Genomic DNA, 23349 nt, shown 5'->3' on the forward strand with positions numbered 1-23349 from the left:
ACGCCTTGGTCGGGCTTGAGGGGTTTCGGGTGGTGGACGCGGTCTCCCGGCCACGGGGTCGCCGGGAGGCCGGGCTCACCGTTATGTCAGCGGATGATCTGCCACACGCCCTCGTCGCTTCGGCGCAGCACGAACGCCGGCTGGAGCGTCTGCTCCGACAGGTGCCCGTCGGTCCAGCGCAGTCCCGAGAACGGCAGTTCGGCCTCGCCGGACTTCGTGATCCTTCCACCGGTGGCCAGGATCTGGCCGAGCGCCAGCCGTTCCCTCGGCCTGAAGAAATGGGGGGAGGTCCGCACACCCTTGCGGCAGTCGCCCTTCAGAGCCGGGCCGGTCACGAAGTCGCCGTCTTCAGCGACATAACGGCACACCGAGCTGTCACCCGCCGCCTGCCCCCGGAGGAACGCGCTGAGTGCGGCACGCGCCCCTTCGATCCCCTCCTCGGCGCCCGGGTCTTCCTTGACGGGGTCGGTCGTCTCGGACGGGGACGCCGTCGGCGAAACCTGTTTCGGTGACGGCGCCGCGGAGGCCCCGCCGTCGTCGTCCGACCCGCCGCAGGCGCCGGTGGCCAGCATTCCTAGGAGAAGAAGGCCGCAATAGGCCGATTTTCTACGAGCCATCGAACGCCTCCCGGGGAGCATGACGTCAGGCGACGACTTTACCCGGATTGACCAATTTGGAGGCGTTCGTTTAGAGCCGTTCGCGGAGGCGGGTGCCCTTCGCCTTGGCCTGGCCGTAGAGGTCCTGCTGGAAGACCTTCATCTTGGCCCGCAGGTCCTCGTCGGACGCGGCCAGGATCCGGACGGCCAGCAGCCCGGCGTTGCGGGCCGCGCCGACCGCGACCGTCGCCACCGGGACGCCGGCGGGCATCTGGACGATCGACAGCAGCGAGTCCATCCCGTCCAGGTACTTCAGCGGGACGGGCACCCCGATCACCGGCAGCGGCGTCACCGACGCGAGCATGCCCGGCAGGTGGGCGGCGCCGCCCGCGCCCGCGATGATCACCCGCAGCCCGCGGCCGGCCGCGTCCTCCCCGTAGGCGATCATGTCGTGCGGCATCCGGTGCGCCGACACGACGTCCGCCTCGTAGGGGACGCCGAACTCGGCGAGCGCCTGCGCGGCGCCCTCCATGACGGGCCAGTCCGAGTCGCTGCCCATCACCACCCCGACCACCGGGTCGCTCACCTGTTCTCCTCTTTCTCTTTCATCTGGGTACCCCACCGCAGGTAGGCGGCGGCGTGCCGGGCGCGCTCGCGGACCTCGGCGAGGTCGTCGCCGAGCGCGGTCACGTGGCCGATCTTGCGTCCCGGGCGGGACTCCTTGCCGTACATGTGGACCTTGACCGCCGGGTCGTGGGCCATCACGTGGATGTAGCGGGGATAGACCTCCGGGTCGTCGCCGCCGAGCACGTTGGCCATGACCGTGTAGCGGGCGGTCGGCTCGGTGGAGCCGAGCGGGAGGTCGAGGACGGCGCGCAGGTGCTGCTCGAACTGCGACGTCCGGGCGCCCTCGATCGTCCAGTGCCCGGAGTTGTGCGGGCGCATGGCCAGCTCGTTGACCAGCAGCCCGCCGGCGGTCTGGAACAGCTCGACCGCGAGGAGGCCGACGACGTCCAGCTCGTCCGCGACGCGCAGCGCGAGGCTCTGCGCCTCGGCGGCGAGGTCCTTGGGCAGGCCGGGCGCGGGCGAGATCACCTCGGTGCAGATCCCGCCCTCCTGGACGGTCTCCACGATCGGGTACGCGGCGCCCTGCCCGTACGGGGAGCGCGCGACGAGCGCGGCCAGCTCCCGCTCGAACGGGACGTGCTGCTCCACCATCAGGTCGACGCCCCCGGACAGCAGCTCCCGGACGAGCTCGTACGCCTCGCGGTCGAGGTTCTCGACGATCCAGACGCCCTTGCCGTCGTAGCCGCCGCGGGTGGCCTTGAGGACGAGCGGCCAGCCGTGCTCGCGGGCGAACGCCTCCAGGAAGGCCAGCGGCGCGGACGGCGGCAGGTGCGAGTAGGCCGGGCACGGGACGCCGAGGCCGGTGAGCCTCTCGCGCATGACGAGCTTGTCCTGGGCGTGCGCCAGCGCGGCCGCCCCGGGACGGCACGGGACGCCCGCGTTCTGGAGCTCCTCGATGTGCGGCCCGGGGACGTGCTCGTGGTCGAACGTCACCACGTCGCAGCCCTTGGCGAACGCCACGAGATCGTCGAGGGAGCGGTCGTCGCCGACCCGCGTGTCCGGGACGGCCCTGGCGGCCGAGTCCCGCGGCCCCCCGGCGAGGACGCGCAGCGACACGCCGAGCCCGATCGCCGCCTGCTGGGTCATCCGGGCCAGCTGGCCCCCGCCCGCCATCCCGACGACCGGCATGTCGTCCCGGCGGGGCCGGGCCGGGGGGCGCGGGGCGTCGTCCCCGCTGGAAAGAGGCTGAACCTTCACGTCGAAAGGCTATCGGGAGGCCGGAGCGAACGATTCACGCGGAGCCCGCGTCGAACGTGTGTGGGGATCTCGGCAATGGGCAGGGAACGCCGTGGAGGGTGTGGAACGTTCATGTTCGGACGTCCCACGGGCCACGGGCGTCTATTCTCGTGATGCCCCCGCAGCAGCAGCCGCGCGGCCGCCGAGCAGGACGTCGTGGCGTACAGACGAAAGTCCGGAAGGACGGTTCCCCTTCGTGAGCCTGGTCGCCAATCTCCACCGGCAGTTCGAGCACCTGGTGCGCGAGCTCGCCAAGTTCGGCAGTGTGGGCGCGATCGCGTTCGTCATCACGGTCGCGATCGGCAACGGCCTGCACACCGGGCTGGGGGTGGGGCCCCTCACGTCCAACGGCGTCGCCACGCTGATCGCGACGACGTTCTCCTACCTGGCGAACCGGTACTGGACGTTCCGGCACCGCGACCGCACCGGGCTGGGCCGCGAGTACGTCCTGTTCTTCGCGCTGAACGGCGTCGGCCTGGTGATCACCGAGCTGTTCATCGGGTTCTCGCACTACGTCCTCGGGCTGGACGGCGCCGTCTTCTACAACATCGCGCTGGTCATCGGCACCGGAGTGGCGACGCTGTTCCGCTTCTGGTCGTACAAGAAGTGGGTGTTCCTGCCGGCGTCGGCGCCGCAGGTCGCCCCGGCCTCCGGCCTGCCCGAGGCGCCGGACGCCCCGGAGGGCCCCGGCGCGACCCGCGCGGCGGCCGCCCCGGCCCAGTCCCCGTCCCCGCGCCTCGGCCACCCGCTCGACGCGCACGCCGCCGAGGACTACGCCGAGATCTAGGCGGAGCGCCGAGATCTAAGCGGGGCCGATCACGACGCGTTCGGCGGCCAGCCGGGCCTCGGCGGCCTCGCGCAGGAACACGCCGAACACCGCGGGGCGGGCCTGGATGAGCTCCAGCCGGCCGCCGTCCACCACCGCCAGGGAGCGGGCCAGGTAGAGGCCGAGGCCGGTGCCGCGGCCGCCGCTGACGGTCCGCTCGAAGATGCGGGGCTCCAGCTCGGACGGGATGCCGCAGCCCTCGTCGCCGATCTCGACCACCACCGAGCTCGCGCCGGGCTTGGTGTGGATGGTCACCGTCCCGGCGCCGTGCATCAGCGAGTTCTCCAGCAGCGTCGCGATGATCTGGGACAGGCCCTCGGGGTTGGTCATGCCGACCAGGCCCTGCTCGCCGACGATCCGCACGTCCCGGCCGGCCTTGCGGAAGCTCGGCCGCCACTCCTCCACCTGCTGCCGGATGATCTCGTCGATCGGGGACGGGACGGCGCCGCCGGTGCGGTCGTGCCGGGCGCGGGCGAGGAGCTGCTCGACCACCGCGACGAGCCGCTCGGTCTGCGCGACGGCCGCGGCGCCCTCCTCCCGGACGACGTCCGGGTAATCGGCGGCCTCGATCATCTCCTCCAGCCGCATGGACAGCGCGGTCAGCGGCGTGCGGAGCTGGTGGCTGGCGTCGGAGGCGAACTCCCGGCTGGCGATCAGCAGGTCGGTGATGCGGACCGCGCTGTGGTCCAGCACCTCGGCGACCCGGTCGACCTCGGGGATGCCGTAGCGGCGGGGGCGCGGCCGGGCGTTGCCGCTGCCGAGCCGGTCGGCGGTCTCGGCGAGGTCGATCAGCGGCAGCGTCAGCCGGCGGGCCTGCACCATCGCCAGGCCGACGGTGACGGCGACGCCGAGCAGGGCCAGGCTGACGATCAGCAGCAGCCGCCGCAGCGCCTCGTCGCGGACCTGCGCCTCCGGGCGCGACACCCGCACCCGGACCGCGCCGTGCGCCGCCGCGGCGGACAGGACGCGGCCGCGCCGGGGCGGGCCGGCGGTGACCGTCCGGCCGTCCGGCAGCGTGATCGCGATGTGCCGGCCGGGGAACTCCCGCGCGATCTCCGCGCCGGTGACCGGCAGGCGGGACTCCAGGCGGTAGCCGACGCCGCCGGCGATGGAGGACGCCTCCCGGTCCAGCGACCGGCCGGCCTCCTCGTAGACGAGCTTGTGGGCGATGTAGGCGAGGGGTATGCCGAGCAGGAGGATCGCGACCACCGCCACCGCGAGCGTCGACAGGAGCAGTCGGCGCCTCATCAGGGCTCCTTCGAGGGTGGGGCCGCGGGCGATGCGGCACGGAGCCCCGGAGGCCTCTCGGGAAGGCCTCCGGCGTCCCGCACGACCGCGGCGGCCGGTGCTAGTCGCCGCGTTCGAACCGGAAGCCGACGCCCCGCACCGTGGTGATGTAGCGGGGGCTGCCGGCGTCGTCGCCGAGCTTGCGGCGCAGCCAGGAAATGTGCATGTCGAGGGTCTTGGTGGAACCCCACCAGTTGGTGTCCCACACCTCGCGCATGATCTGTTCGCGGGTCACGACCTTGCCCGCGTCGCGGACGAGGACGCGCAGCAGGTCGAACTCCTTGGTGGTCAGCTGGAGCTCCTGGTCGCCCATCCAGGCGCGGCGCGACTCGGCGTCGATCCGCACCCCCTGGACGATCGGTGTCTCGGTGCTGCCCCGGCGCAGCAGCGCCCGCACGCGGGCGAGCAGCTCGGCCAGCCGGAACGGCTTGGTCACGTAGTCGTCGGCGCCCGCGTCGAGGCCGACGACGGTGTCGACCTCGTCGGCGCGGGCGGTGAGGATCAGGATGGGCACGCCATGCCCCTCGGCCCGTACCCTGCGGGCCACCTCAAGGCCGTCCAGTTCGGGTAGGCCGAGATCGAGGACGATCAGGTCCACGCCGCCCCCGAGCGCCCGCTCCAGCGCCTGCGGGCCGTCGGGGCTGACTTCGACGGTGTACCCCTCGCGACGCAGCGCGCGGGCGAGAGGCTCGGAGATGGACGTGTCGTCCTCGGCGAGCAGTACTGAGGTCATGGACCGATCGTATGACCATTCTTGAACATTGCCCGGCATCCGCCGCGCTCTTGACCTGCGGTTTGCCACTCGTAGTACATCCTTGATCACCACGAACCCGGCCGAATCGGGCTGTAGTCCACATCCCGCCCGGCGGCGCGGGGCCCGGCGGTCACCCGAGAACCGCCACGGAGGCGGCCGGAAGCGCCAGCGAGGCCGTACCGGAATCGCCGATGCCGTCCGTGTCGAGGTGGATCGCCGGATCCGAGGCGAGCAGCAGGCGGGGGCGGGCGGCGCCGGGCGCCGACGCGGGGAGCAGGACGGGGAGGTCACCGAGGTTCGCCGCCACGCACACGCCGCCGCGCCACATCATCAGCCAGCGGGCCGAGTTTTCGTCCACCTCGACCCTGACCCCGGCGGTCCGGGGGTCGTTCAACTCCGGGGTGGCACGGCGCAGCGCGATCAGGGAGCGGTGCCATTCCAGCAGCTCGCGATGGGGTTCGCCGTCCGGCTCGGACCAGTCGAGGACGGACCGCCGGAACGTGTCCACAGCCTGTGGATCGGGGACCTCGCCGGCCCAGCCGTGCCGGGAGAACTCCCGCCGCCGCCCTTCGCTGACCGCACGCGCGAGGTCGGGGTCCTGGTGGTCGGTGAAGTAGCACCACGGCGTGGACGCGCCCCATTCCTCGCCCATGAAGAGCATGGGCGTGAACGGGGCGAGCAGGAGCAGCGCCGCGCCCACCTTGAGCAATTCCGGGGACGGAAGGAGGGCGGCCGTGCGGTCCCCTGCCGCGCGATTGCCCACCTGGTCGTGGTTCTGCAGAAAACCGAGGAACCTGTGCGCGGGAGTCCGCTGGACGTCCACCGGACGCCCGTGGCGGCGCCCCCTGTAAGTGGACATCGTCCCGTCATGGACGAAGACCTTGGTAAGGGCCTTCTTGAGCGTTTCCAGGGACCCGAAGTCGCAGTAGTAGCCCTGCCTCTCGCCGGTGAGGGCGGCGTGCAGGGCGTGGTGGAAATCATCGCTCCACTGAGCGTCCAGACCGTATCCGCCCGCTTCTCTGGACGTCACCAGGCGCGGGTCGTTCAGGTCTGATTCGGCGATGAGGAACAGTTCCCGCCCCAGATGGGCCGACAGGGCTTCTACGGCACAAGCCATCTCTTCAAGAATGTGCACGGCACTGTGGTCGGTGATGGCGTGGACGGCATCGAGGCGCAACCCGTCCATGTGGTAGTCGCGCAACCACATCAGCGCGTTCTGGACGACGAATGCGCGGACCTCCTCCGAGCCCTCCTGGTCGAAATTCACCGCGTCGCCCCAGGGAGTGGCATGGGCGCTCGTGAAGTACGGCCCGTAACTGCCGAGCCGGTTGCCGTCCGGGCCGAGATGGTTGTAGACGACGTCCAGGACGACGGCCAGCCCGCGTGCGTGGGCGGCGTCCACGAAGCGCTTCAACCCGTCCGGGCCGCCGTACGGCTCGTGCGGGGCCCAGAGGTGAACACCGTCGTAGCCCCACCCGTGCCTGCCCGGGAAGGACGCCACCGGGAGCAGTTCGACGGCGTCTATCCCGAGCGCCACCAGGTGGTCGAGACGTTCGGCCGCCGCGTCGAACGTCCCTTCCGGGGTGAACGTGCCGACGTGCATCTCGTAGAGGACGCTGCCCGGGAGCGGACGGCCATGCCAGTGCTGGTCCGTCCAGGCGAACCGCTCGTGGTCGTACATGCGGCTCTGACCGTGGACTCCGTCCGGCTGCCAGGGCGAGCGCGGGTCGGGCAGCACCTCGCCGCCGCCGTCCAGGACGAAGCCGTAGTCCGTCCCGTGGCCGGCGTCCGCCACCTCGGCCGCCCACCGCCCGCCGGCCAGCGCCTCCATGCGGTGGCGGGCGCCGCCGGCCATGACGTCGACCCGTCCGGCGGCCGGCGCCCACACCTCGAACCGGCTGCTCACCGATCGATCTCCCTGGGGACGAGCAGGGCGACGGGCAGGTGCTCGAACAGGCGCGAGGCGTCCAGGAACGGGCCCATGTGGGTGCAGCCGGTCAGGACGTCCCGCCAGCCCTGGCCGCGGACGTCCACCCGCGTGCCCTTCCAGCCGCCGCGGCGCTCCAGGCCGACGGGCAGCCGCGTGGCGAGCGCGACGGCCTCCCCGCGGGTGAATCCGACGACGTGCTCGGCGCCCGGCCCCCGCACGGCGACCGGCTCGTGCCGCGCTCCCGGCCCGAACCACTCCGGGTGCGACCGACGGAGCCGCAGGACCCTGGAGGTGACCAGCAGCTTCTCGTCGTCCACCTCCTTCGGGCGGCGGCCGGTGTCGAGCCGGAGGAGGTGCTCGCGGCGCCGGCCGTAGTCGACCGGCCGCCGGTTGTCGGGGTCGACCAGCGCCAGGCCGGTCAGCTCGCAGCCCTGGTACACGTCCGGGACGCCCGGCATCGCGAGCTGGACGAGCTTCTGCCCGAGCGTGTTCACGCGCGCGTACCGGGCCAGCCTGGCGACGAACGACGTCATGTCGGTGACGAGGTCCGGGTCGGCGAGGACGCCGCGCGCGTAGGCGAGGACGGCCTCCTCGTACTCGGCGTCCCGCTCGGCCCAGGAGGTCCGGGTCTTGGCCTCGCGCATCGCCTTGACGAGGAACTCCTCCAGACGGCCGGCGGTGAGCGGCCACGCGCCGACGAGCGTCTGCCAGAGCAGGTATTCGAGGTCGGGCTCCAGGGGCGACGGGCCGGAACCCCAGGTCCGCCACCGTTCCACCGCTTCGATCCACTCGCCCGGCAACTCCGACAGGACGGCGAGCCAGGCCCGCACGTCCTCCTCGCGCTTGGTGTCGTGCGTGGACAGCGTCGTCATCGTCAACGGCCAGTCGCGGGCGATCCGGATGCAGTGAGCGTGGAATTCCTCCGGGCCGACGAAGAACCGCCCGGGGTCGCCGCCGACCTCGTTCAGCGAGGCCATGCGGTTCCAGCGGTAGAACGCCGTGTCCTCGACCCCCTTCGCGGCGAGCGGGGCGGACGTCTGCTGGAACCTCACGATGAACTCGGCGTCCGTGCGGTCGCCCTGGCCGAGCGCCAGCGCGACGACCGTTTCGAGGTCGCCGTGCAGTTCCTCCGGGAGATGCTCACGGGCGCGGCGGGAGGCCTCGTTCATGACGTCGACGGCCTGCTGCGGTGCGTCCTCCCCCGGGACCACGTACGCGCGGTAGACGGGCATGGCGACGAGCAGTTCGACCAGCGCCTTCTCCAGACCCGGGCGACGCTCGCCCACGACCCGTCGAAGGACGCGCAGAAGCCGGTCGATCTCGGGCTTGAGGCCGTGCGCGGCGGCGTGGCGGCGCGCCTCGTGCTCGACCTCCTCGAACCGCGCCGGATTCCCGGTGAGCGACACGTAGTAGTCGGTGAGCGGCTTCTCCCCGGCGGGGTCGACGAACAGCCCGCCGACCATGCCGAGCGAGTCGTAACCGGTGGTGCCGGAGCACGGCCAGTCCGCCGGCAGCCGCTCCTCCCCCTCGGTGATCTTCTCGACGAGCAGCCGCCGGCCCGGGGCCGCCTCCGCCAGCCGCCGCAGGTAGCCCCGGGGGTCGGCGAGGCCGTCCGGGTGGTCCACGCGCAGGCCGTCCACCAGGCCCTCCTCGACCAGGCCGAGCAGCAGCGCGTGCGTGCGCTCGAACACCTCCGGGTCCTCCTGCCGGAGCCCGATCAGCCCGGAGATGTCGAAGAAGCGCCGGTAGTTCGGCTCCCCCCTGCCGGGCGAGGGAGAGCCGGGCAGGACGAGCCGGCCGCCGCCCGCGTCCCAGTCGACGTCGAACCACTTCGCGAACGGCGACTCCCGCCCGTCGGCGATGACGGCCGCCAGCGGCATGTTCAGGTCGTGCGGGTCGGGGATCGCCATGTGGTTCGGGACGACGTCGACCAGCACCCCCAGCCCGTGCGCGTGGAACCGGGTGACCATGGCGCCGAACGCCTCGGGGCCGCCCAGCTCGTCCGACAGCCGGGAGTGGTCGACGACGTCGTACCCGTGCGTCGACCCGGGCGCGGCCTGCAGGATCGGGGACAGGTAGACGTGCGAGACGCCGAGAGAGGCCAGGTAGGGGGCGAGCGCGCCGGCCTCGGCGAAGCCGAAGCGCTCGTCGGGGGTCCCGCGGAGCTGGAGGCGGTAGGTCCCGGTCGGGGGCGCGGCGAGCGGATCCGCGGCGGGGGTGGTCGCTTCGGTGCTGTGGTCCTCGGACACGGCTTCCTCGGGGGGATCGTCGGCGGGGGGCGGTTCCTCGGGGGCGGGCTCGGCGTGCGGCGCGTCGTCCATCGCGGACCCTCAGACCCGGCGCAGGACCTGGACGGAGCGCGCGCCCACATGGACGGTCTCGCGGGCCTTCACGATCGGCGACTCCTCCTCGGCCAGCAGGGGGTCGGCGGTGTCGAGCATCTTTATCCACATCTGCCCGTACAGCGCGGGCGGAAGCGTGAACGGCAGGTCCCCGTCGTGCGCGTTGAACAGCAGCAGGAAGGAATCGTCCTTGACCTGCCGCCCGCGCCGGTCGGGCTCCCCGATCGCGTCGCCGTTCAGGAACACGTCGAGCGCCTTGTTGAACCCGGCCGACCAGTCGCCGTCCGACATCTCCGTCCCGCCCGGCGTGAACCAGACGAGGTCCGGCAGGTCCTCGGGCCGGGAGGCCGCGCGGGCGCGCTTGCTCCGCTGGTCGCCCAGGAAGAACCGCCTCCGGCGGAACACCGGATGCTCGGTGCGCAGCGCGGACAGGCGGCGAACGAAGTCGAGCAGCGGGCCGCGCTCATCAAAGAACGTGTCGTCGCGCAGGCCTGTCCAGTCGACCCACGACAGCTCGGTGTCCTGGCAGTAGGCGTTGTTGTTGCCGCCCTGCGTCCGGCCTATCTCGTCGCCGTGCAGCAGCATCGGGACGCCCTGCGACAGGAACAGCGTGGTCAGGAAGTTGCGCTTCTGGCGCTCGCGGAGCGCGATCACGTCGAGGTCGTCCGTCGGGCCCTCGTGGCCGGAGTTCCACGACCGGTTGTCGTTCGTGCCGTCCCGGTTGCCCTCGCCGTTGGCCTCGTTGTGCTTGCCGTCGTAGGAGACGAGGTCGTGCAGCGTGAACCCGTCGTGGCACGTCACGAAGTTGATCGAGGCGATGGGGCGGCGGCCGTCGTCGGCGTACAGGTCGGACGAGCCCGTCAGCCTGGACGCGAAGTCGGGCATGGCGCCCGGCTGCCCGCGCCAGTAGTCCCGCGTCGTGTCGCGGTACTTGCCGTTCCACTCCGTCCACAGCGGCGGGAAGTTGCCGACCTGGTAGCCGCCCTCCCCGACGTCCCACGGCTCGGCGATCAGCTTCACCTGCGAGACGACCGGGTCCTGCTGGACGAGGTCGAAGAACGCCGACAGCCGGTCCACCGCGTGCAGCTCGCGCGCCAGCGTCGCGGCCAGGTCGAAGCGGAACCCGTCCACGTGCATCTCGGTCACCCAGTACCGCAGCGAGTCCATGATCATCTGCAGCACGTGCGGGCTGCGCATCAGCAGGCTGTTGCCGGTGCCCGTGGTGTCCATGTAGTAGCGGGGGTCGTCCTCGGCGAGCCGGTAGTACGAGGCGTTGTCGATGCCCCGGAGCGACAGCGTCGGCCCGAGGTGGTTGCCCTCGGCCGTGTGGTTGTAGACCACGTCCAGGATCACCTCGATCCCGGCCTCGTGCAGCGCCTTCACCATCGCCTTGAACTCCAGCACCTGCTCGCCCCGCTGCCCGGACGAGGAGTACTCGTTGTGCGGCGCGAAGAACCCGATGGTGTTGTAGCCCCAGTAGTTGCGCAGCCCGCGGCTCGTCAGCGCGTCGTCGTGGACGAACTGGTGGACGGGCATCAGCTCCACCGCCGTCACGCCGATCGAGCGGAGATGATCGGTGATCACCGGATGGCCGAGGCCCGCGTAGGTGCCGCGCAGCGCCGGCGGGATCTCCGGATGCCGGGCGGTGAGGCCCTTGACGTGCGCCTCGTAGATCACCGTCTCGTGGTAGGGGATGCGGGGCGGGCGGTCGTCGCCCCAGTCGAAGTAGGGGCTGACGACCACCGACCGCATCGTGTGGCCCGCCGAGTCGGCGTCGTTGCGCGACCACGGGTCGCCGAAGTCGTACCCGAAGCACGACTCGTTCCAGTCGATCTCGCCCTCGACGGCCTGCGCGTACGGGTCGAGCAGCAGCTTCGCCGGGTTGCAGCGCAGGCCGCGGCGCGGATCGTAGGGCCCGTGCACCCGGAACCCGTAGCGGCGTCCCGGCATGACGCCCGGCAGGTAGCCGTGCCAGACGAACGCGTCCACCTCCGGGAGCGGGAACCGCGTCTCCTCGCCGTCGCCCGCCGGCCCGTCGAACAGGCACAGCTCCACCCGCTCCGCCACCTCGGAGAACACCGCGAAGTTCGTGCCCGCGCCGTCGAACCGCGCCCCGAGGGGGTACGCGTCCCCCGGCCAGACCTGCGCCACCGTCCCGCCTCCCGTCCGTGCGGGCACCGGGGACGACGGAACGCGCGCCGGGGCCGCACGCGGAAAGCCCTTCCCGCTGAGGGGTGGATCACACCGATTCGGACCCCTCTGGCAAGAACGGACACGGCTGGGCTATCTTAGGGGAGCCTTACCTTATTGAGGGCGCCCTTACCTTCGCAGGTCGGGGCGTCCGCCCAGGACGAGCCGCACGGAAGGTCTCCCGCCCGCATGTACGTCTGCATCTGCAACGCCGTCACCGAGGACGACGTCCGCGGCTGCATGGCGGACGGCTGCACGACCGCCAAGGCCGTCAAGGCGGCCTGCGGGTTCAAGCCGAACTGCGGCTCGTGCACCAAGCGCATCCACCAGATGGTCAGCGAGTACCGGACGGCCGGCGAGCTCGCCGACGCCCTCACCGGCGGACCGCTCGGCCTCTCCGCCGTCCCCGAGCCCTCCGCATCCGAGATCGGCGTCCCCGGAGACGCCGTCGAGACCGCCGAAGGAGGCGCCGCACCGCCCACCGCCGCCTGAACCGACGACCCCGCACGAACGGAACGGACGGGTTCGTGTGGGGGTCAGTGCTGTCCAGAAACAGCCGGACATGCGAGCATGGGCGGCATGGATGGCGACAAGGACATCATCGCGCTGCTGAACGACCAGCTCACCGCGGAGCTGACGGCGATCAACCAGTACTTCCTGCACTCCAAGATGCAGGAGAACTGGGGCTTCACCCGCATCGCCAAGCACACCCGCGACGAGTCGTTCGACGAGATGCGGCACGCGGAGCGGCTCACCGACCGGATCCTGTTCCTGGAAGGGCTCCCGAACTACCAGAAGCTCGGCACCCTGCGCATCGGGCAGACCATCGTCGAGCAGCTGGAGGCCGACCTCGCGATCGAGATGGAGGCCGTCGAGCGGCTGCGCCCCGGCATCGAGCTGATGCGCTCGCGCGGCGACGTCACCTCCGCCCGCATCTTCGAGGACATCCTCGCCGACGAGGAAGAGCACATCGACTACCTGGAGACCGAGCTGAGCCTCGTCCAGGCCCTCGGCGAGCAGAACTACCTGCAGCGGCTCACCGGTTCTCCCGGCGACGACGGCCCGAGCCCCGTCTGACCCCTACGGCGCCTCCGCGGCCGCCGGGCCGCCGCTCCTGCGCAGCACGTACGGCTGGATGATCCCGAGACCGCGGACCGGGCGCCGCACGATGCGGGTCACCTCGTAGCCCGGCGCGTCCTCCAGCCGCGCCGCCAGCTCCCCGTCGATCACGACCGCGCCCGGCCGGGCCAGCGACGTCAGCCGGGCCGCGAGGTTCACGGTGGTGCCGAACACGTCGCCCATCAGCGGTAGGACGGGCCCGTACGCGACGCCGACCCGCACATCCGGGACCTCCGTCTCGTCCTGGATGGCCGCCGCCACCGTCAGCGCGATCTCCGCGCCGACCTCCGGCGTCTCCGCGCTGAACAGCACCTCGTCGCCGAGCGTCTTGACCAGCCGGCCGCCGCAGGTGGCGATGATGTCGGCGGCGGTCTCCTCGAACCACTCCACGACGCGGGCCAGCTCGATCTCCTCCAGCTCCCGGCTGACCTGGGTGAAGGAGACCATGTCGGCGAACCCGACCGTGGTCATCGGGCGCCCCGCCGGATCGCCGTTCTCCCGGGTCGCCGCCGCCGCCAGCGCCCGCGTCCCCGCCGCGGCGAGCTGCCGCCGCCACGCGTGCACGACCAGCGGCTCGAACTCGCCGATGTGCTTCTCGGCGATGTCCACCACCGTGTCCACCGCCTCCGCGGACGGCGCCTCGTGCAGATCGTGCGTCAGCATGCTCCGCAGCAGGTTGACCTGCCATTCGGCGAGCCGCGTCATCGTCTGGCCGAACGCCCGGACCAGCCGGACCACGCCCTCCTCGTCCAGGATCCCGTCGTCGACGAGCCTGCGGAGGCGGTCGAGCGCCGCGACGTCGCCCTCGGTGTAGGCGATCGTGTCGTCCGGCATCGACGGGTAGCCGAACGCCCGCCAGATCCGGCCCGCGAACTCCCGGGAGACCCCCGACAGCCGGACCGCGTCCACGCGGTTGTACCGCAGCTCGCCTCCGAGCAGGAGCTCTTCGATCTCCTTCGGATCCGGCAATCCGGCCGCCATCATCCGCCCCTCAGTCCGCCGCCGCCATGGGCCGTGGCGGCGGCGTCGTGGATCGGTACCCGCCCATATCGTCGCAGATCAGAAACCGGATCACCGCCCGGATCATCGATCCCCGCTCCGCGCTCACCGGACGTGCACCACATCTCCGGCGCTGACCGCGCTGTCCCCGGCCGTCCCGGCGACCACGAGGCGGCCCGCCCCGTCCACGTCCCGCGCCGTCCCGGCCAGCCGCTCGCCGCCGGGCAGCTCCACCCCGACCCGCCGGCCGAGCGTCGCGCACAGATCCTTGTAGGCGGTACGCAGCCCGCTGGTCTCCGGATCACCGCCGAGCGCCGTCCACTCCCGGTACCAGGTCGCGTACTCCCGCAGGATCGCGCGCAGCAGCGGCGCCCGGTCGCTCAGCGGCGCCCCCTCGATCGCCAGGGACGTCGCCGTCGGCACGGGCAGCTCGTCCTTCCGCAGGCCCACGTTCAGGCCGACGCCGACGACCAGCCCGTCCTCGACCTTCTCCACGAGGATCCCGGCCAGCTTCCGGTCTTCGACGATCACGTCGTTCGGCCACTTCAGCCGCGCGTCCACCGCCACGTCGCCGCCGTCGCCGAGGAACCCCTCACCCGTCTGCGACCAAGCGGTCATCCGCCGGACGGCGGTGGCGACGGCGACGCCGGTCAGCAGCGACCCCCACCCGAGCAGCGGCACCGGTACCCGCGGGCGCAGCAGCATCGAGAACGCCAGCCCCGACCGCGCCGGCGCCGACCACACCCGCCCGAGCCGCCCGCGGCCCGCCGTCTGCAGCTCGGTGACCAGCACGGTCCCCTCCGGCGCCCCCTCCCGCGCCCGGACCGCGAGATCGGCGTTCGTGGACCCCGTCTCCGCCACGACGCGGACCTCCCGCCACAGCCCGCCGTCCCGCACGAGCGCGCGCTGGAGCGCCGCCTCGTGCAACGGCGGCCGATCGAGATCCCCATAAGGTGAGTCGCTCACGTACCCATCCAACCCCACCGCGAGTTCGATCTTGGGACCGCGTCCGGCGGCGGAGCACCCGGTCGTTAAGGTGCCGTCCATGGATGGTGTGACGCTGCGGCGCGACGGACATGTCGCGGAGATCGTGCTGGACCGGCCCGAGGCCCTCAACGCCCTGTCGACCGCGATGGCGCGCCGCCTCGACGGCGTCTGCGCCGAGGTGGCGGCGGACCCGGTGGTACGCGCGGTGGTGCTCGCCGCGGCCGGGGAGAAGGCGTTCTGCGTCGGCGCCGACCTCAAGGAACGCAACGCCATGACCGACGACGAGATCCTCGCGCAGCGCCCCGTCTTCCGCGCCGCCTTCGGCGGCGTCCTCGACCTGCCGCAACCCGTCATCGCCGCCGTGCACGGTTATGCGCTCGGCGGCGGCTGCGAGTTCGCCCTCTCCGCCGACCTGATCGTCGCCGACGAGACCGCCGTCTTCGGCCTCCCCGAAGTGAGCGTCGGCCTCGTCCCCGGCGGCGGCGGCACCCAGCTCGCCCTCCGCCGCCTCGGCCCCGGCAAGGCCGCCGACCTCGTCTTCACCGGCCGCCGGCTCGGCATCGACGAGGCCCTCGACTACGGCCTCGCCGACCGCAGGGTCCCGGCCGGAACGGCCCGCGAGGAGGCCCTCACCCTGGCCGCCGCGATCGCGCAGAACTCCCCGACCGCCGTCCGCGCCGCCAAGCGCGCCATGCGCCTCGGCGGCGGCGTCGGTCTGGACGCCGGCCTCGACCTCGAAGAGAACGCCTGGCGCACGGTCGCCTTCTCCGCCGACCGCCGCGAGGGCATCGCCGCCTTCAACGAGAAGCGCAACCCGGTCTGGCCCAATTAGCCCAGGGGGACGACCCTCTGGAACCCCCGTCACGACGCAGGCGATCCTCACGCCGCCGTTGCGGTCTGTCGTGCCTGTACCGGCGTGCGCGGCGTCGCTGCGGTCGCCTGCGTCGACGGGCATGCGCCCTCCGCTCGCTGCGCTCGCTCCACGCGCCTGCCCGTGACCCCGGCTGAGGTCGCGTCCAAGAGACGGTGGGTTAGGTGAGGGCGTCGGAGCGGCCGGCCGCGAGGCGGGACCATTGGGATGCGGGGCGGCCGTTGGTTCGGAAGAAGCCGCCTTCTATGGAGCCGTCTCGGGGCCAGCCTTCTGGGGAGTCCTCCCAGTCCTCCTGGCGGCCGTAGACGGTCATGTCCATCAGGGAGTAGGCGATGTCCAGCGCTTCGACGCCGCGGCCGGTGGTCCAGTAGGTCTCGAACACGCGGTCGCCGTCGCGGAAGTAGCAGACCAGGTAGAACATGCCGGGCCGGCGGCCTGCCAGCAGGGTCTCGGCCGAGTCCTGGGCGGAGTACCAGGGGACGTCCCAGCCCATGAAGTCGCGGTAGCGGACGCTCTCCTTGTAGGGGCCCTGGCAGAACGTGGCGTAGGTGATCCCGGCGGCGTGCAGGGAGGACAGCTCGCGGACCTGCCCGTTGTAGTACGTGCAGCCCTCGCACTGCTCGGCGGCGGGCCGGCCCTCGTGCCACATCATGTAGTAGGCGATCAGCTGCCGGCGACCCTCGAAGGCGTCCAGCAGCGTGACCAGGCCGTCCGGGCCGATCAGCGGCGTCGTGGCGTCCACCTCCACCATCGGGAGGCGGCGGCGGGCCGCCGCGATCGTGTCGCCCGCGCGGGTGTGGGCCTTCTCGCGGACGCGCAGCGCGTCCAGCTCGGCCTGGAAGGTCGATCGGTCGGTCACCTTGGGCTTCGGCAGTGTCTCGTTCATGGTTCTTCCCTTCGTTTCGGAGGATCGTCACCACACCGACGAAGGGCATCCGCCCTGGATCGACATCACGGGCAAAGTTTTTCGCGGTCAGAGAGCGCGGAGGCGTTCTGCCAGGTAGCGGCGCTCCGGCTCGGTGGGGGCCAGCTTGAGCGCCTCCTCGTAGGCCTCCCTCGCCTCGTCCGGGCGGCCGGCCCGGCGCAGGAGGTCGGCCCGGGTCGCGGGCAGGAGGTGGTATCCGGCGAGCCGCCCGGACGCGGTGAGCTCGTCGACCAGGGCCAGGCCGGCGGGGACGCCGTCCGTCATCGCGACCGCCACGGCACGGTTGAGGTCCACGACCGGGGACGGCGCCAGCCGGGCCAGCTCGGTGTACAGGGCCGCGATCTGCGGCCAGTCCGTGCTCGCGGTGTCGGGCGCGGTGGCGTGGCAGGCGGCGATGGCGGCCTGGAGTTGGTAGGGCCCGGCGCTGCGCCTGGCCAGCGCCCGGTCGAGCGTCGCCACCCCCTCGGCGATCAGGGTCCGGTCCCAGCGGGAGCGGTCCTGGTTCTCCAGGGTGACCAGGACGCCGTCCTCGGTGCGGGTCGCGCGGCGGGCCTCGTGGAACAGCATCAGGGCGAGCAGGCCGCGCGGCTCGGGCTCGGTCGGCATCAGCCCGACGAGGGCCCGGGTCAGGCGGACGGCCTCCGCGGTCAGGTCCCGGCCCTCGTCCTCGTCGTAGCCCTGGTTGAAGATCAGGTAGAGCACCGCGAGGACGGCGGCGAGCCGCTCCGGGAGCAGCTCGGGGGGCGGGACCCGGTACGGGATCCCGGCCTCCCCGATCTTTCGCTTCGCCCGGACCAGGCGCTGCGCCATCGTGGTCTCGGCGGTCAGGAAGGCCCTGGCGATCTCGGCGGTGGTCAGCCCGGCGAGCGTGCGGAGGGTCAGCGCGACCCGGGCGGGGAACGGCAGCGCCGGGTGGCAGCAGGTGAAGATCAGCCGCAGCCGGTCGTCCGGGACGTCCTCTTCGGGTTCGCCGGGCACGGCGAGTCGGCGCAGCGCGCCCGCGCCCGCGGCGTCGCGGCGCAGCCGGTCGAGCGCGCGGTTGCGGGCCGCCGTCGTCAGCCAGGCGCCGGGCCTGCGGGGGACGCCGTCGCGCGGCCAGGTCGCCAGCGCGGCGGCGAACGCGTCCTGCGCGCAGTCCTCGGCGAGGTCCCAGTCGCCGGTGAGCCCGATCAGGGTCGCGACCACCTGGCCCCACTCGGACCGGTACGCCGCGTCGACCGCCGACCGGACGGCGTCGGTCATTCCCACAGGGGACGGATCTCCACGCCGCCCCAGCGCGCGTAGGGGTGGCCGGCGGCGATGCCGATGGCCTCGTCGAGGTCCGCGCACTCGACGATCACGATGCCGCCGACGACGTCCTTCGTCTCGGCGAACGGGCCGTCCGAGACCAGCGTCTCGCCCTCGCGGACCCGGACGGTGGTCGCGTCCACCACCGGCCGCAGCCGGGCGCCGTAGAGCCGGGCGCCGCGCCGTTCCAGGTCCGCGATCCATGCCTGGTGCACCGGATCGGCCGCGATCTCCTCGTTGGACGGGGAGCGCGTCTCGTCGTCGCAGATCAGCAGCGCGTACTTCATTCGAGGTGCTTCACCATGTGGACGATGTACCGGCCGCCGATGTCCTCGCGGCCCGTCTCCCGGTAGCCGATGCGTTCGTAGAGGGCGATGTTCTTGGTCATCAGCTCGTTGGTGTAGAGGCGCAGGCTCGGGAGGGACAGCGTGCGGGCCCGTTCCTCCGCGAAGGAGAGCAGGGTGCCGCCGATGCCCCGGCCGTGGTGGGCGGGGGCGACGGCGACGTTCTCCACCAGGAGCGCGCCGTCCTCGGGGATGAGGACGATGAGGCCGTCCGGGCCGTCGCCGGTCACGAAGACCCGGCCGGCGTCGATGAGGGCCCCGTAGTCGGCGTCCATGGGAAGCGGGCGGGTGCCGATGACCTCGGCCCAGGGGGCGTAGGCCGCCTCGACGATCTCCTCGATGCGCGGGCGGTCGGGTCGTGCGGCGGTTCTGATCATGGTCACCCCGTGTTCTGGAGGCCGGCGGCCACTCCGTTGACCGAGAGGAGGAGCAGAGATTCGAGGTGGGTCCGCTCGTCCTCGTCGTCCACGCCCGCGCGGAGGGCCTTGAGGGCGCGGAGCTGGAGGTGGGAGAGGGCGTCCACGTAGGGGTTGCGGAGCTCGACCGCGCGGGAGAGGACGCGGCGGTTCTCCAGGAGGCGGTCGTGTCCGGTGACCGCCAGGACGAGGCGGTGCGTGCGGTCGTACTCGGCGAGGACGGCGGCGGAGAGCTCGGGGCGCTCGCCGAGGGCCAGGTAGCGCTCGGCGATCGCGCGGTCGGACTTGGCGAGGCTCATCTCGGCGTTGTCGAGGAGCGTGTTGAACAGCGGCCACGCCTCGTAGGCCTCGCGCAGCCCGGTGAGGTCGCGGCCGTCGTCGGAGACGGCGGCCAGGCCGCTGCCGAGGCCGTACCAGCCGGGCAGGTTGACGCGGGTCTGCGTCCAGGCGAACACCCAGGGGATGGCGCGCAGGTCCTCCAGGCCGCGGGCCGCCTTGCGGCGGGCGGGGCGGGAGCCGATGCGCAGCTCTGAGATCTCCTCCAGGGGGCTGACGCGGGCGAACCAGGCGGCGAAGCCGTCGGTCTCGACGAGGCTCCGGAAGGCGGCCTCGGCGGCCTCGCCGATCTTGTCGGCGAGGGGGCGGAAGCGGGCCGCGGCCTCGCGGGCGCGGTCCTGGACGGGGTCGGTCGAGGCCAGCAGGACGGCGCTGGTGACCTGCTCGACGTGCCGCTTGGCGATCTCGGCGTGGCCGTACCGGGCGAAGATCACCTCGCCCTGCTCGGTGACCTTGAAGCGGCCCGCGACCGAGCCGGGGGCCTGCGCGAGGATCGCGCGGTTGGCGGGGCCGCCGCCGCGGCCGAGGGAGCCGCCGCGCCCGTGGAACAGGGTCAGCGTGATGTCGTGCCGGGCCGCCCACGCGGTGAGGGCCTCCTGCGTGTCGTACAGGTGGAGGGTCGCGCTGGTCGGGCCGAGCTGCTTGGCGGAGTCGGAGTAGCCGAGCATGACCTCCAGGCGGCGACCGGTCTCGTCCAGGCGACGCCGGACGGCGGGGATCTCCAGCATCCCGTCCAGGACGGACGGGGCACGCTCCAGGTCCTCGCCGGTCTCGAACAGCGGGATCACGTCGAGGACGGGCGCGCCGTCGCCGAGGGACGCGGCGAGCTCGTGCACGTTCGCGATGTCGGCGGCGGACCGGGTGAACGACACGATGTAGCGGTGGCAGGCCCGGACGCCGAAGCGGTTCTGGATCCAGGCGACCGTCCGGAGGGTGTCCAAGATTTCGTCGGTCATCTCGGAGTGGTCGCCGTCGAGTTCGGCCAGCGCCTTCTCGTGCAGTTCGGAGTGCTGGCGGATCTCCAGCTCGGCCAGGTGGAAGCCGAACGTCTCGACCTGCCAGACGAGCTGCTGGACGCGCCCGTACGCCTGCCGGGTCGCCCCCGCGCCGGCGAGGGAGTCCTGGACGGTGCGCAGGTCGGCGAGCAGCTCGTCCGGGGACGCGTAGGCCAGGTCGGCGTCGCGCTCGCGGGTCGCGGCGATGCGGGCCGCCGCGTAGAGGAGGAGCTGCCGGTGCTCCTCGCCGGGCGACCGCTCGGCGATCTCGCGGAGGCGGGACGGGTGCGCGGTGCGGGCGGCGGCGAGCGCGTTCAGCAGGTCCTTCGACGGGGGCGTGGTCGACTCGTGGACGGTCAGCTCCCGGCCGACGCGGGCGCACGCGTTCTCCAGGGCGCGCAGGACGTGGTCCGCCTGGATCATGACGGCGTCCCGGGTGACCTGGGCGGTGACGTAGGGGTTGCCGTCGCGGTCGCCGCCGATCCAGCTCCCGAACCGCAGATAGGGGCGGGCCTTCGGCGGGCGGGTCCCGGTGCGCTCGCCGTCCAGGGCGCGGTCCAGGGCCCGGTAGACGGCCGGGACGACACGGAAGATCGTCTCGTCGAACGCGGCCATCGCGGTGCGGACCTCGTCCAGCGGGTCGATCTGGGTGCCGCGGCGCAGCGCCGTCCGCCACAGCAGGTCGATCTCCTCGCGGAGGCTGCGCTCGGTCTCCTGGCGCTCGGACGCGCCGGGCCCCGCGTTCAGCCGGGCCAGCAGGTCGCTGATCCGCTGGATGGCGGTGACGACGGCGCGGCGGCGCGCCTCGGTCGGGTGGGCGGTGAAGACGGGGCGGAACTCCAGGCCCTCGATGATCGCGTCGAGCCGGCCGTCGCCGGACGCGCGGATCTCCTCGATCGCGGCGGCGGCCGAGCCGGGCACCGTGTCACCGGTGTCGCGCTCCCGCAGCGTCCGGATGCGGTGGTGCTCCTCGGCGAGGTTCGTCAGGTGGAAGTACACGGTGAACGCGCGGGCGACCTGCCCGGCGCGTTCCAGCGACCAGCCGTCGACCAGGGCGGCGACCTCCTCGATGCCCGTCTCGCCGCGGCGGGCCGCGATCACCGCGCGGCGGAGCCGCTCGACGTCGTCCAGCAGTCCGGTGCCGCCGTACTCCACGAGGGAGTCGCCGAGCATGGCGCCGAGCAGCCGAACGTCGCGGCGCAGCGGTTCGGGCATCTCCTGCCGAAAGGTGTCACGCGTCTTCGTAGCCACCCGCCCAAGCGTAACGAGCGGCCCGGGACCGGCGCCCATCCCGGTCACCGGCACCCGGCCGCGACCGCCCGATCAGCGTGCGGTTACCCTGGCCCGCATGGCGATGGAAGCCCCTGAACCCCCCGTCGGTTACGACGTCCACACCACGGCGGGCAAGATCGCGGACCTGGAGCGCCGCCGCTACGAGGCGGTGCACGCCGGTTCGGCGCGGGCCGTGGAGAAGCAGCACGCCAAGGGCAAGATGACCGCCCGGGAGCGGATCGACGCGCTGCTCGACCCCGGCTCGTTCGTGGAGTTCGACGAGATGGCGCGGCACCGCTCCACCAACTTCGGGATGGAGAGGAACCGGCCCTACGGCGACGGCGTCGTCACCGGGTACGGGACGGTGGACGGCCGCCCGGTCGCGATCTTCAGCCAGGACTTCACCGTCTCCGGCGGCTCCCTCGGCGAGGTGTTCGGCGAGAAGATCGTCAAGGTGATGGACCACGCGCTCAAGACCGGCTGCCCGGTCATCGGGATCAACGACTCCGGCGGCGCGCGGATCCAGGAGGGCGTGGTCGCGCTCGGCCTGTACGCGGAGATCTTCAAGCGGAACGTGCACGCGTCCGGCGTCATCCCGCAGATCTCGCTGGTGATGGGGCCGTGCGCGGGCGGCGCCGTGTACTCGCCGGCGATCACCGACTTCATCGTCATGGTCGACCAGACCTCGCACATGTTCATCACCGGCCCGGACGTGATCAAGACGGTCACCGGCGAGGAGGTGACGATGGAGGAGCTGGGCGGGGCGCGATCGCACAACTCCCGGTCCGGGGTGGCGCACTACCAGGGGTCGGACGAGGACGACGCGATCGAGTACGTCAAGGCGCTGCTGTCCTACCTGCCGTCCAACAACCTCGCCGACGCGCCCGTGTTCGACGTGCCCGTGGACGTGACCGAGACCGACGAGGAGCTCGACGCCCTCATCCCCGACTCGCCGAACCAGCCGTACGACATGCACACCGCCATCGAGCACGTGCTGGACGACGGCGAGTTCCTGGAGGTCCAGGAGCAGTTCGCACCCAACATCATCGTCGGGTTCGGCCGGGTCGAGGGGCACTCGGTCGGCATCGTCGCCAACCAGCCGATGCAGTTCGCCGGGACGCTCGACATCGACGCCTCCGAGAAGGCCGCCCGGTTCGTCCGGACCTGTGACGCGTTCAACGTCCCGGTGATCACGTTCGTCGACGTCCCCGGCTTCCTCCCCGGCACCGACCAGGAGTGGAACGGCATCATCCGGCGGGGCGCCAAGCTGCTGTACGCCTACGCCGAGGCGACCGTCCCGCTCGTCACGATCATCACGCGCAAGGCGTACGGCGGCGCCTACGACGTCATGGGGTCCAAGCACCTCGGCGCCGACATCAACCTGGCGTGGCCGACCGCGCAGATCGCGGTGATGGGCGCGCAGGGCGCGGTCAACATCCTGTACCGGCGCGAGCTGGCCGCCGCGGACGACCCGGACGCCCGCCGCGCCGAGCTGATCACCGAGTACGAGGACACCCTCGCCAACCCCTACATCGCGGCGGAGCGGGGCTACATCGACAACGTGATCAAGCCGTCCGAGACGCGCGGGCAGGTCGTGCGCGCGCTGCGGGCGCTGCGCGACAAGCGCACGACCCTGCCGCCGAAGAAGCACGGGAACATCCCGCTGTGACCGGAGCACGCCCCATGGACCGGGAGATGTGGTGACCGCCGAGAACAAGCCGTTCCTCCAGGTCGTCCGCGGCGACCCCACGCCGGAGGAGATCGCGGCGCTCGTCGCCGTGCTCACCGCCCGCGCACGCGCCGCCGCGGCCCGCGGCGGCGCCGGGACCGGTGCCGGGCCGTCGCGCTGGGCCGACCGGACGCGGCTCGTCCGCGGCACGGTCGCGGGCGGTCCCCGGCCGCGCGGGGCGGGAGCCTGGCGGGCGAGCGGGCTGCCCCGCTGATCGTTTCCGTGCGCGGGACCGCGGGCGGGCCGGTCTCCGCGTAGCGACATGTCACCCTGGTTCGCGC

The 23349-nt window shown here is 72.4% G+C and carries 21 protein-coding genes; 6 read left to right on the top strand and 15 right to left on the bottom strand.

The genetic code is table 11. From position 1 onward, the window contains the following. Positions 1-86: 86 nt before the first annotated feature. From K8Z49_RS21370 to K8Z49_RS21380, 3 genes are all read right to left on the bottom strand, one after another. Positions 87-572, bottom strand: a complete 486-nt coding sequence (locus K8Z49_RS21370) for a hypothetical protein (RefSeq protein WP_021595293.1) — start codon at positions 570-572, stop codon at positions 87-89. A 115-nt stretch (positions 573-687) separates the two neighbouring features. Further along, a complete protein-coding gene (gene purE / locus K8Z49_RS21375; protein WP_052357269.1) occupies positions 688-1155 on the bottom strand; it encodes a 5-(carboxyamino)imidazole ribonucleotide mutase in 468 nt (155 codons plus the stop codon). 23 nt (positions 1156-1178) lie between these two features. Beyond that, positions 1179-2351 (bottom strand): 5-(carboxyamino)imidazole ribonucleotide synthase, encoded by a 1173-nt coding sequence (locus K8Z49_RS21380; RefSeq protein WP_021595295.1) that lies wholly within the window; start codon positions 2349-2351, stop codon positions 1179-1181. 304 nt (positions 2352-2655) lie between these two features. On the opposite strand from K8Z49_RS21380, the gene K8Z49_RS21385 reads away from it, so the two are divergent. Then, positions 2656-3246 carry a GtrA family protein gene (locus tag K8Z49_RS21385; RefSeq protein WP_021595296.1) on the top strand — a complete coding sequence of 197 codons (591 nt, stop codon included), beginning with the start codon at positions 2656-2658 and terminating at the stop codon, positions 3244-3246. Positions 3247-3261: 15 nt separating this feature from the next. Here K8Z49_RS21385 and K8Z49_RS21390 read toward each other — a convergent pair whose 3' ends face one another. From K8Z49_RS21390 to glgX, 5 genes are all read right to left on the bottom strand, one after another. Beyond that, positions 3262-4533, bottom strand: coding sequence for an ATP-binding protein (locus K8Z49_RS21390; RefSeq protein WP_412520461.1), 1272 nt, complete (start codon positions 4531-4533; stop codon positions 3262-3264). Between the two features lie 100 nt (positions 4534-4633). Then, on the bottom strand, positions 4634-5305 hold the full coding sequence (locus K8Z49_RS21395; RefSeq protein ID WP_019629095.1) for a response regulator transcription factor: 672 nt from the start codon (positions 5303-5305) through the stop codon (positions 4634-4636). 151 nt (positions 5306-5456) lie between these two features. Beyond that, positions 5457-7232 carry a malto-oligosyltrehalose trehalohydrolase gene (gene treZ / locus K8Z49_RS21400; RefSeq protein ID WP_412520464.1) on the bottom strand — a complete coding sequence of 592 codons (1776 nt, stop codon included), beginning with the start codon at positions 7230-7232 and terminating at the stop codon, positions 5457-5459. Next, positions 7229-9577: a malto-oligosyltrehalose synthase gene (gene treY, locus K8Z49_RS21405; protein ID WP_412520466.1), complete on the bottom strand. Its 2349-nt coding sequence runs from the start codon at positions 9575-9577 to the stop codon at positions 7229-7231. Before treY ends, treZ begins: the two co-directional genes overlap by 4 nt. A gap of 9 nt (positions 9578-9586) precedes the next feature. Beyond that, positions 9587-11749, bottom strand: a complete 2163-nt coding sequence (gene glgX, locus K8Z49_RS21410; protein ID WP_412521116.1) for a glycogen debranching protein GlgX — start codon at positions 11747-11749, stop codon at positions 9587-9589. A gap of 228 nt (positions 11750-11977) precedes the next feature. Here glgX and K8Z49_RS21415 point away from each other — a divergent pair, with 228 nt between their 5' ends. Further along, positions 11978-12280 carry a (2Fe-2S)-binding protein gene (locus K8Z49_RS21415; protein ID WP_021595301.1) on the top strand — a complete coding sequence of 101 codons (303 nt, stop codon included), beginning with the start codon at positions 11978-11980 and terminating at the stop codon, positions 12278-12280. 87 nt (positions 12281-12367) lie between these two features. After that, entirely contained in the window at positions 12368-12865 is a 498-nt protein-coding gene (gene bfr / locus K8Z49_RS21420) for a bacterioferritin (protein WP_024934295.1), read from the top strand. Positions 12866-12868: 3 nt separating this feature from the next. Here the strand turns inward: bfr and K8Z49_RS21425 are convergent, their stop codons facing one another. After that, positions 12869-13888: an adenylate/guanylate cyclase domain-containing protein gene (locus K8Z49_RS21425; protein WP_024934294.1), complete on the bottom strand. Its 1020-nt coding sequence runs from the start codon at positions 13886-13888 to the stop codon at positions 12869-12871. Between the two features lie 123 nt (positions 13889-14011). Next, positions 14012-14872, bottom strand: coding sequence for a biotin--[acetyl-CoA-carboxylase] ligase (locus K8Z49_RS21430; RefSeq protein WP_024934293.1), 861 nt, complete (start codon positions 14870-14872; stop codon positions 14012-14014). A gap of 79 nt (positions 14873-14951) precedes the next feature. On the opposite strand from K8Z49_RS21430, the gene K8Z49_RS21435 reads away from it, so the two are divergent. Continuing rightward, positions 14952-15725 carry an enoyl-CoA hydratase/isomerase family protein gene (locus tag K8Z49_RS21435; RefSeq protein ID WP_412520469.1) on the top strand — a complete coding sequence of 258 codons (774 nt, stop codon included), beginning with the start codon at positions 14952-14954 and terminating at the stop codon, positions 15723-15725. A gap of 199 nt (positions 15726-15924) precedes the next feature. On the opposite strand, the gene K8Z49_RS21440 is transcribed toward K8Z49_RS21435, so the two are convergent. The 5 genes from K8Z49_RS21440 to K8Z49_RS21460 all read right to left on the bottom strand — a co-directional run bounded on the left by K8Z49_RS21440 (position 15925) and on the right by K8Z49_RS21460 (position 21282). Beyond that, entirely contained in the window at positions 15925-16650 is a 726-nt protein-coding gene (locus K8Z49_RS21440; RefSeq protein WP_021595307.1) for a DUF899 family protein, read from the bottom strand. Between the two features lie 87 nt (positions 16651-16737). Then, positions 16738-17931 (bottom strand): RNA polymerase sigma factor, encoded by a 1194-nt coding sequence (locus tag K8Z49_RS21445; protein ID WP_412520471.1) that lies wholly within the window; start codon positions 17929-17931, stop codon positions 16738-16740. After that, positions 17928-18263, bottom strand: coding sequence for a YciI family protein (locus tag K8Z49_RS21450; RefSeq protein WP_024934291.1), 336 nt, complete (start codon positions 18261-18263; stop codon positions 17928-17930). The genes K8Z49_RS21445 and K8Z49_RS21450 overlap by 4 nt, the downstream gene beginning before the upstream one ends. Beyond that, positions 18260-18697, bottom strand: a complete 438-nt coding sequence (locus K8Z49_RS21455) for a GNAT family N-acetyltransferase (RefSeq protein ID WP_033330213.1) — start codon at positions 18695-18697, stop codon at positions 18260-18262. Before K8Z49_RS21455 ends, K8Z49_RS21450 begins: the two co-directional genes overlap by 4 nt. 2 nt (positions 18698-18699) lie before the next feature. Beyond that, positions 18700-21282, bottom strand: coding sequence for a phosphoenolpyruvate carboxylase (locus tag K8Z49_RS21460; RefSeq protein WP_021599613.1), 2583 nt, complete (start codon positions 21280-21282; stop codon positions 18700-18702). A 133-nt stretch (positions 21283-21415) separates the two neighbouring features. On the opposite strand from K8Z49_RS21460, the gene K8Z49_RS21465 reads away from it, so the two are divergent. Further along, positions 21416-23008, top strand: coding sequence for an acyl-CoA carboxylase subunit beta (locus K8Z49_RS21465; RefSeq protein WP_177287662.1), 1593 nt, complete (start codon positions 21416-21418; stop codon positions 23006-23008). A gap of 31 nt (positions 23009-23039) precedes the next feature. Further along, complete coding sequence (locus K8Z49_RS21470) at positions 23040-23282, top strand: acyl-CoA carboxylase subunit epsilon (RefSeq protein WP_024934288.1); 243 nt, start codon at positions 23040-23042, stop codon at positions 23280-23282. The last annotated feature ends 67 nt before the right edge of the window (positions 23283-23349 follow it).

This window comes from Actinomadura madurae, from assembly GCF_047130825.1.
Lineage (GTDB): Bacteria > Actinomycetota > Actinomycetes > Streptosporangiales > Streptosporangiaceae > Spirillospora > Spirillospora madurae.

What these genes read in the sequence shown, in the direction of transcription:
- K8Z49_RS21370 (WP_021595293.1), bottom strand. Translation starts at nt 572, where the DNA reads ATGCTGGCCACCGGCGCCTGCGGCGGGTCGGACGACGACGGCGGGGCC.
- purE (WP_052357269.1), bottom strand. Translation starts at nt 1,155, where the DNA reads ATGGGCAGCGACTCGGACTGGCCCGTCATGGAGGGCGCCGCGCAGGCG.
- K8Z49_RS21380 (WP_021595295.1), bottom strand. Translation starts at nt 2,351, where the DNA reads ATGCCGGTCGTCGGGATGGCGGGCGGGGGCCAGCTGGCCCGGATGACC.
- K8Z49_RS21390 (WP_412520461.1), bottom strand. Translation starts at nt 4,533, where the DNA reads ATGAGGCGCCGACTGCTCCTGTCGACGCTCGCGGTGGCGGTGGTCGCG.
- K8Z49_RS21395 (WP_019629095.1), bottom strand. Translation starts at nt 5,305, where the DNA reads ATGACCTCAGTACTGCTCGCCGAGGACGACACGTCCATCTCCGAGCCT.
- treY (WP_412520466.1), bottom strand. Translation starts at nt 9,577, where the DNA reads ATGGACGACGCGCCGCACGCCGAGCCCGCCCCCGAGGAACCGCCCCCC.
- K8Z49_RS21415 (WP_021595301.1), top strand. Translation starts at nt 11,978, where the DNA reads ATGTACGTCTGCATCTGCAACGCCGTCACCGAGGACGACGTCCGCGGC.
- bfr (WP_024934295.1), top strand. Translation starts at nt 12,368, where the DNA reads ATGGATGGCGACAAGGACATCATCGCGCTGCTGAACGACCAGCTCACC.
- K8Z49_RS21425 (WP_024934294.1), bottom strand. Translation starts at nt 13,888, where the DNA reads ATGGCGGCCGGATTGCCGGATCCGAAGGAGATCGAAGAGCTCCTGCTC.
- K8Z49_RS21435 (WP_412520469.1), top strand. Translation starts at nt 14,952, where the DNA reads ATGGATGGTGTGACGCTGCGGCGCGACGGACATGTCGCGGAGATCGTG.
- K8Z49_RS21440 (WP_021595307.1), bottom strand. Translation starts at nt 16,650, where the DNA reads ATGAACGAGACACTGCCGAAGCCCAAGGTGACCGACCGATCGACCTTC.
- K8Z49_RS21445 (WP_412520471.1), bottom strand. Translation starts at nt 17,931, where the DNA reads ATGACCGACGCCGTCCGGTCGGCGGTCGACGCGGCGTACCGGTCCGAG.
- K8Z49_RS21450 (WP_024934291.1), bottom strand. Translation starts at nt 18,263, where the DNA reads ATGAAGTACGCGCTGCTGATCTGCGACGACGAGACGCGCTCCCCGTCC.
- K8Z49_RS21455 (WP_033330213.1), bottom strand. Translation starts at nt 18,697, where the DNA reads ATGATCAGAACCGCCGCACGACCCGACCGCCCGCGCATCGAGGAGATC.
- K8Z49_RS21460 (WP_021599613.1), bottom strand. Translation starts at nt 21,282, where the DNA reads ATGCCCGAACCGCTGCGCCGCGACGTTCGGCTGCTCGGCGCCATGCTC.
- K8Z49_RS21465 (WP_177287662.1), top strand. Translation starts at nt 21,416, where the DNA reads ATGGCGATGGAAGCCCCTGAACCCCCCGTCGGTTACGACGTCCACACC.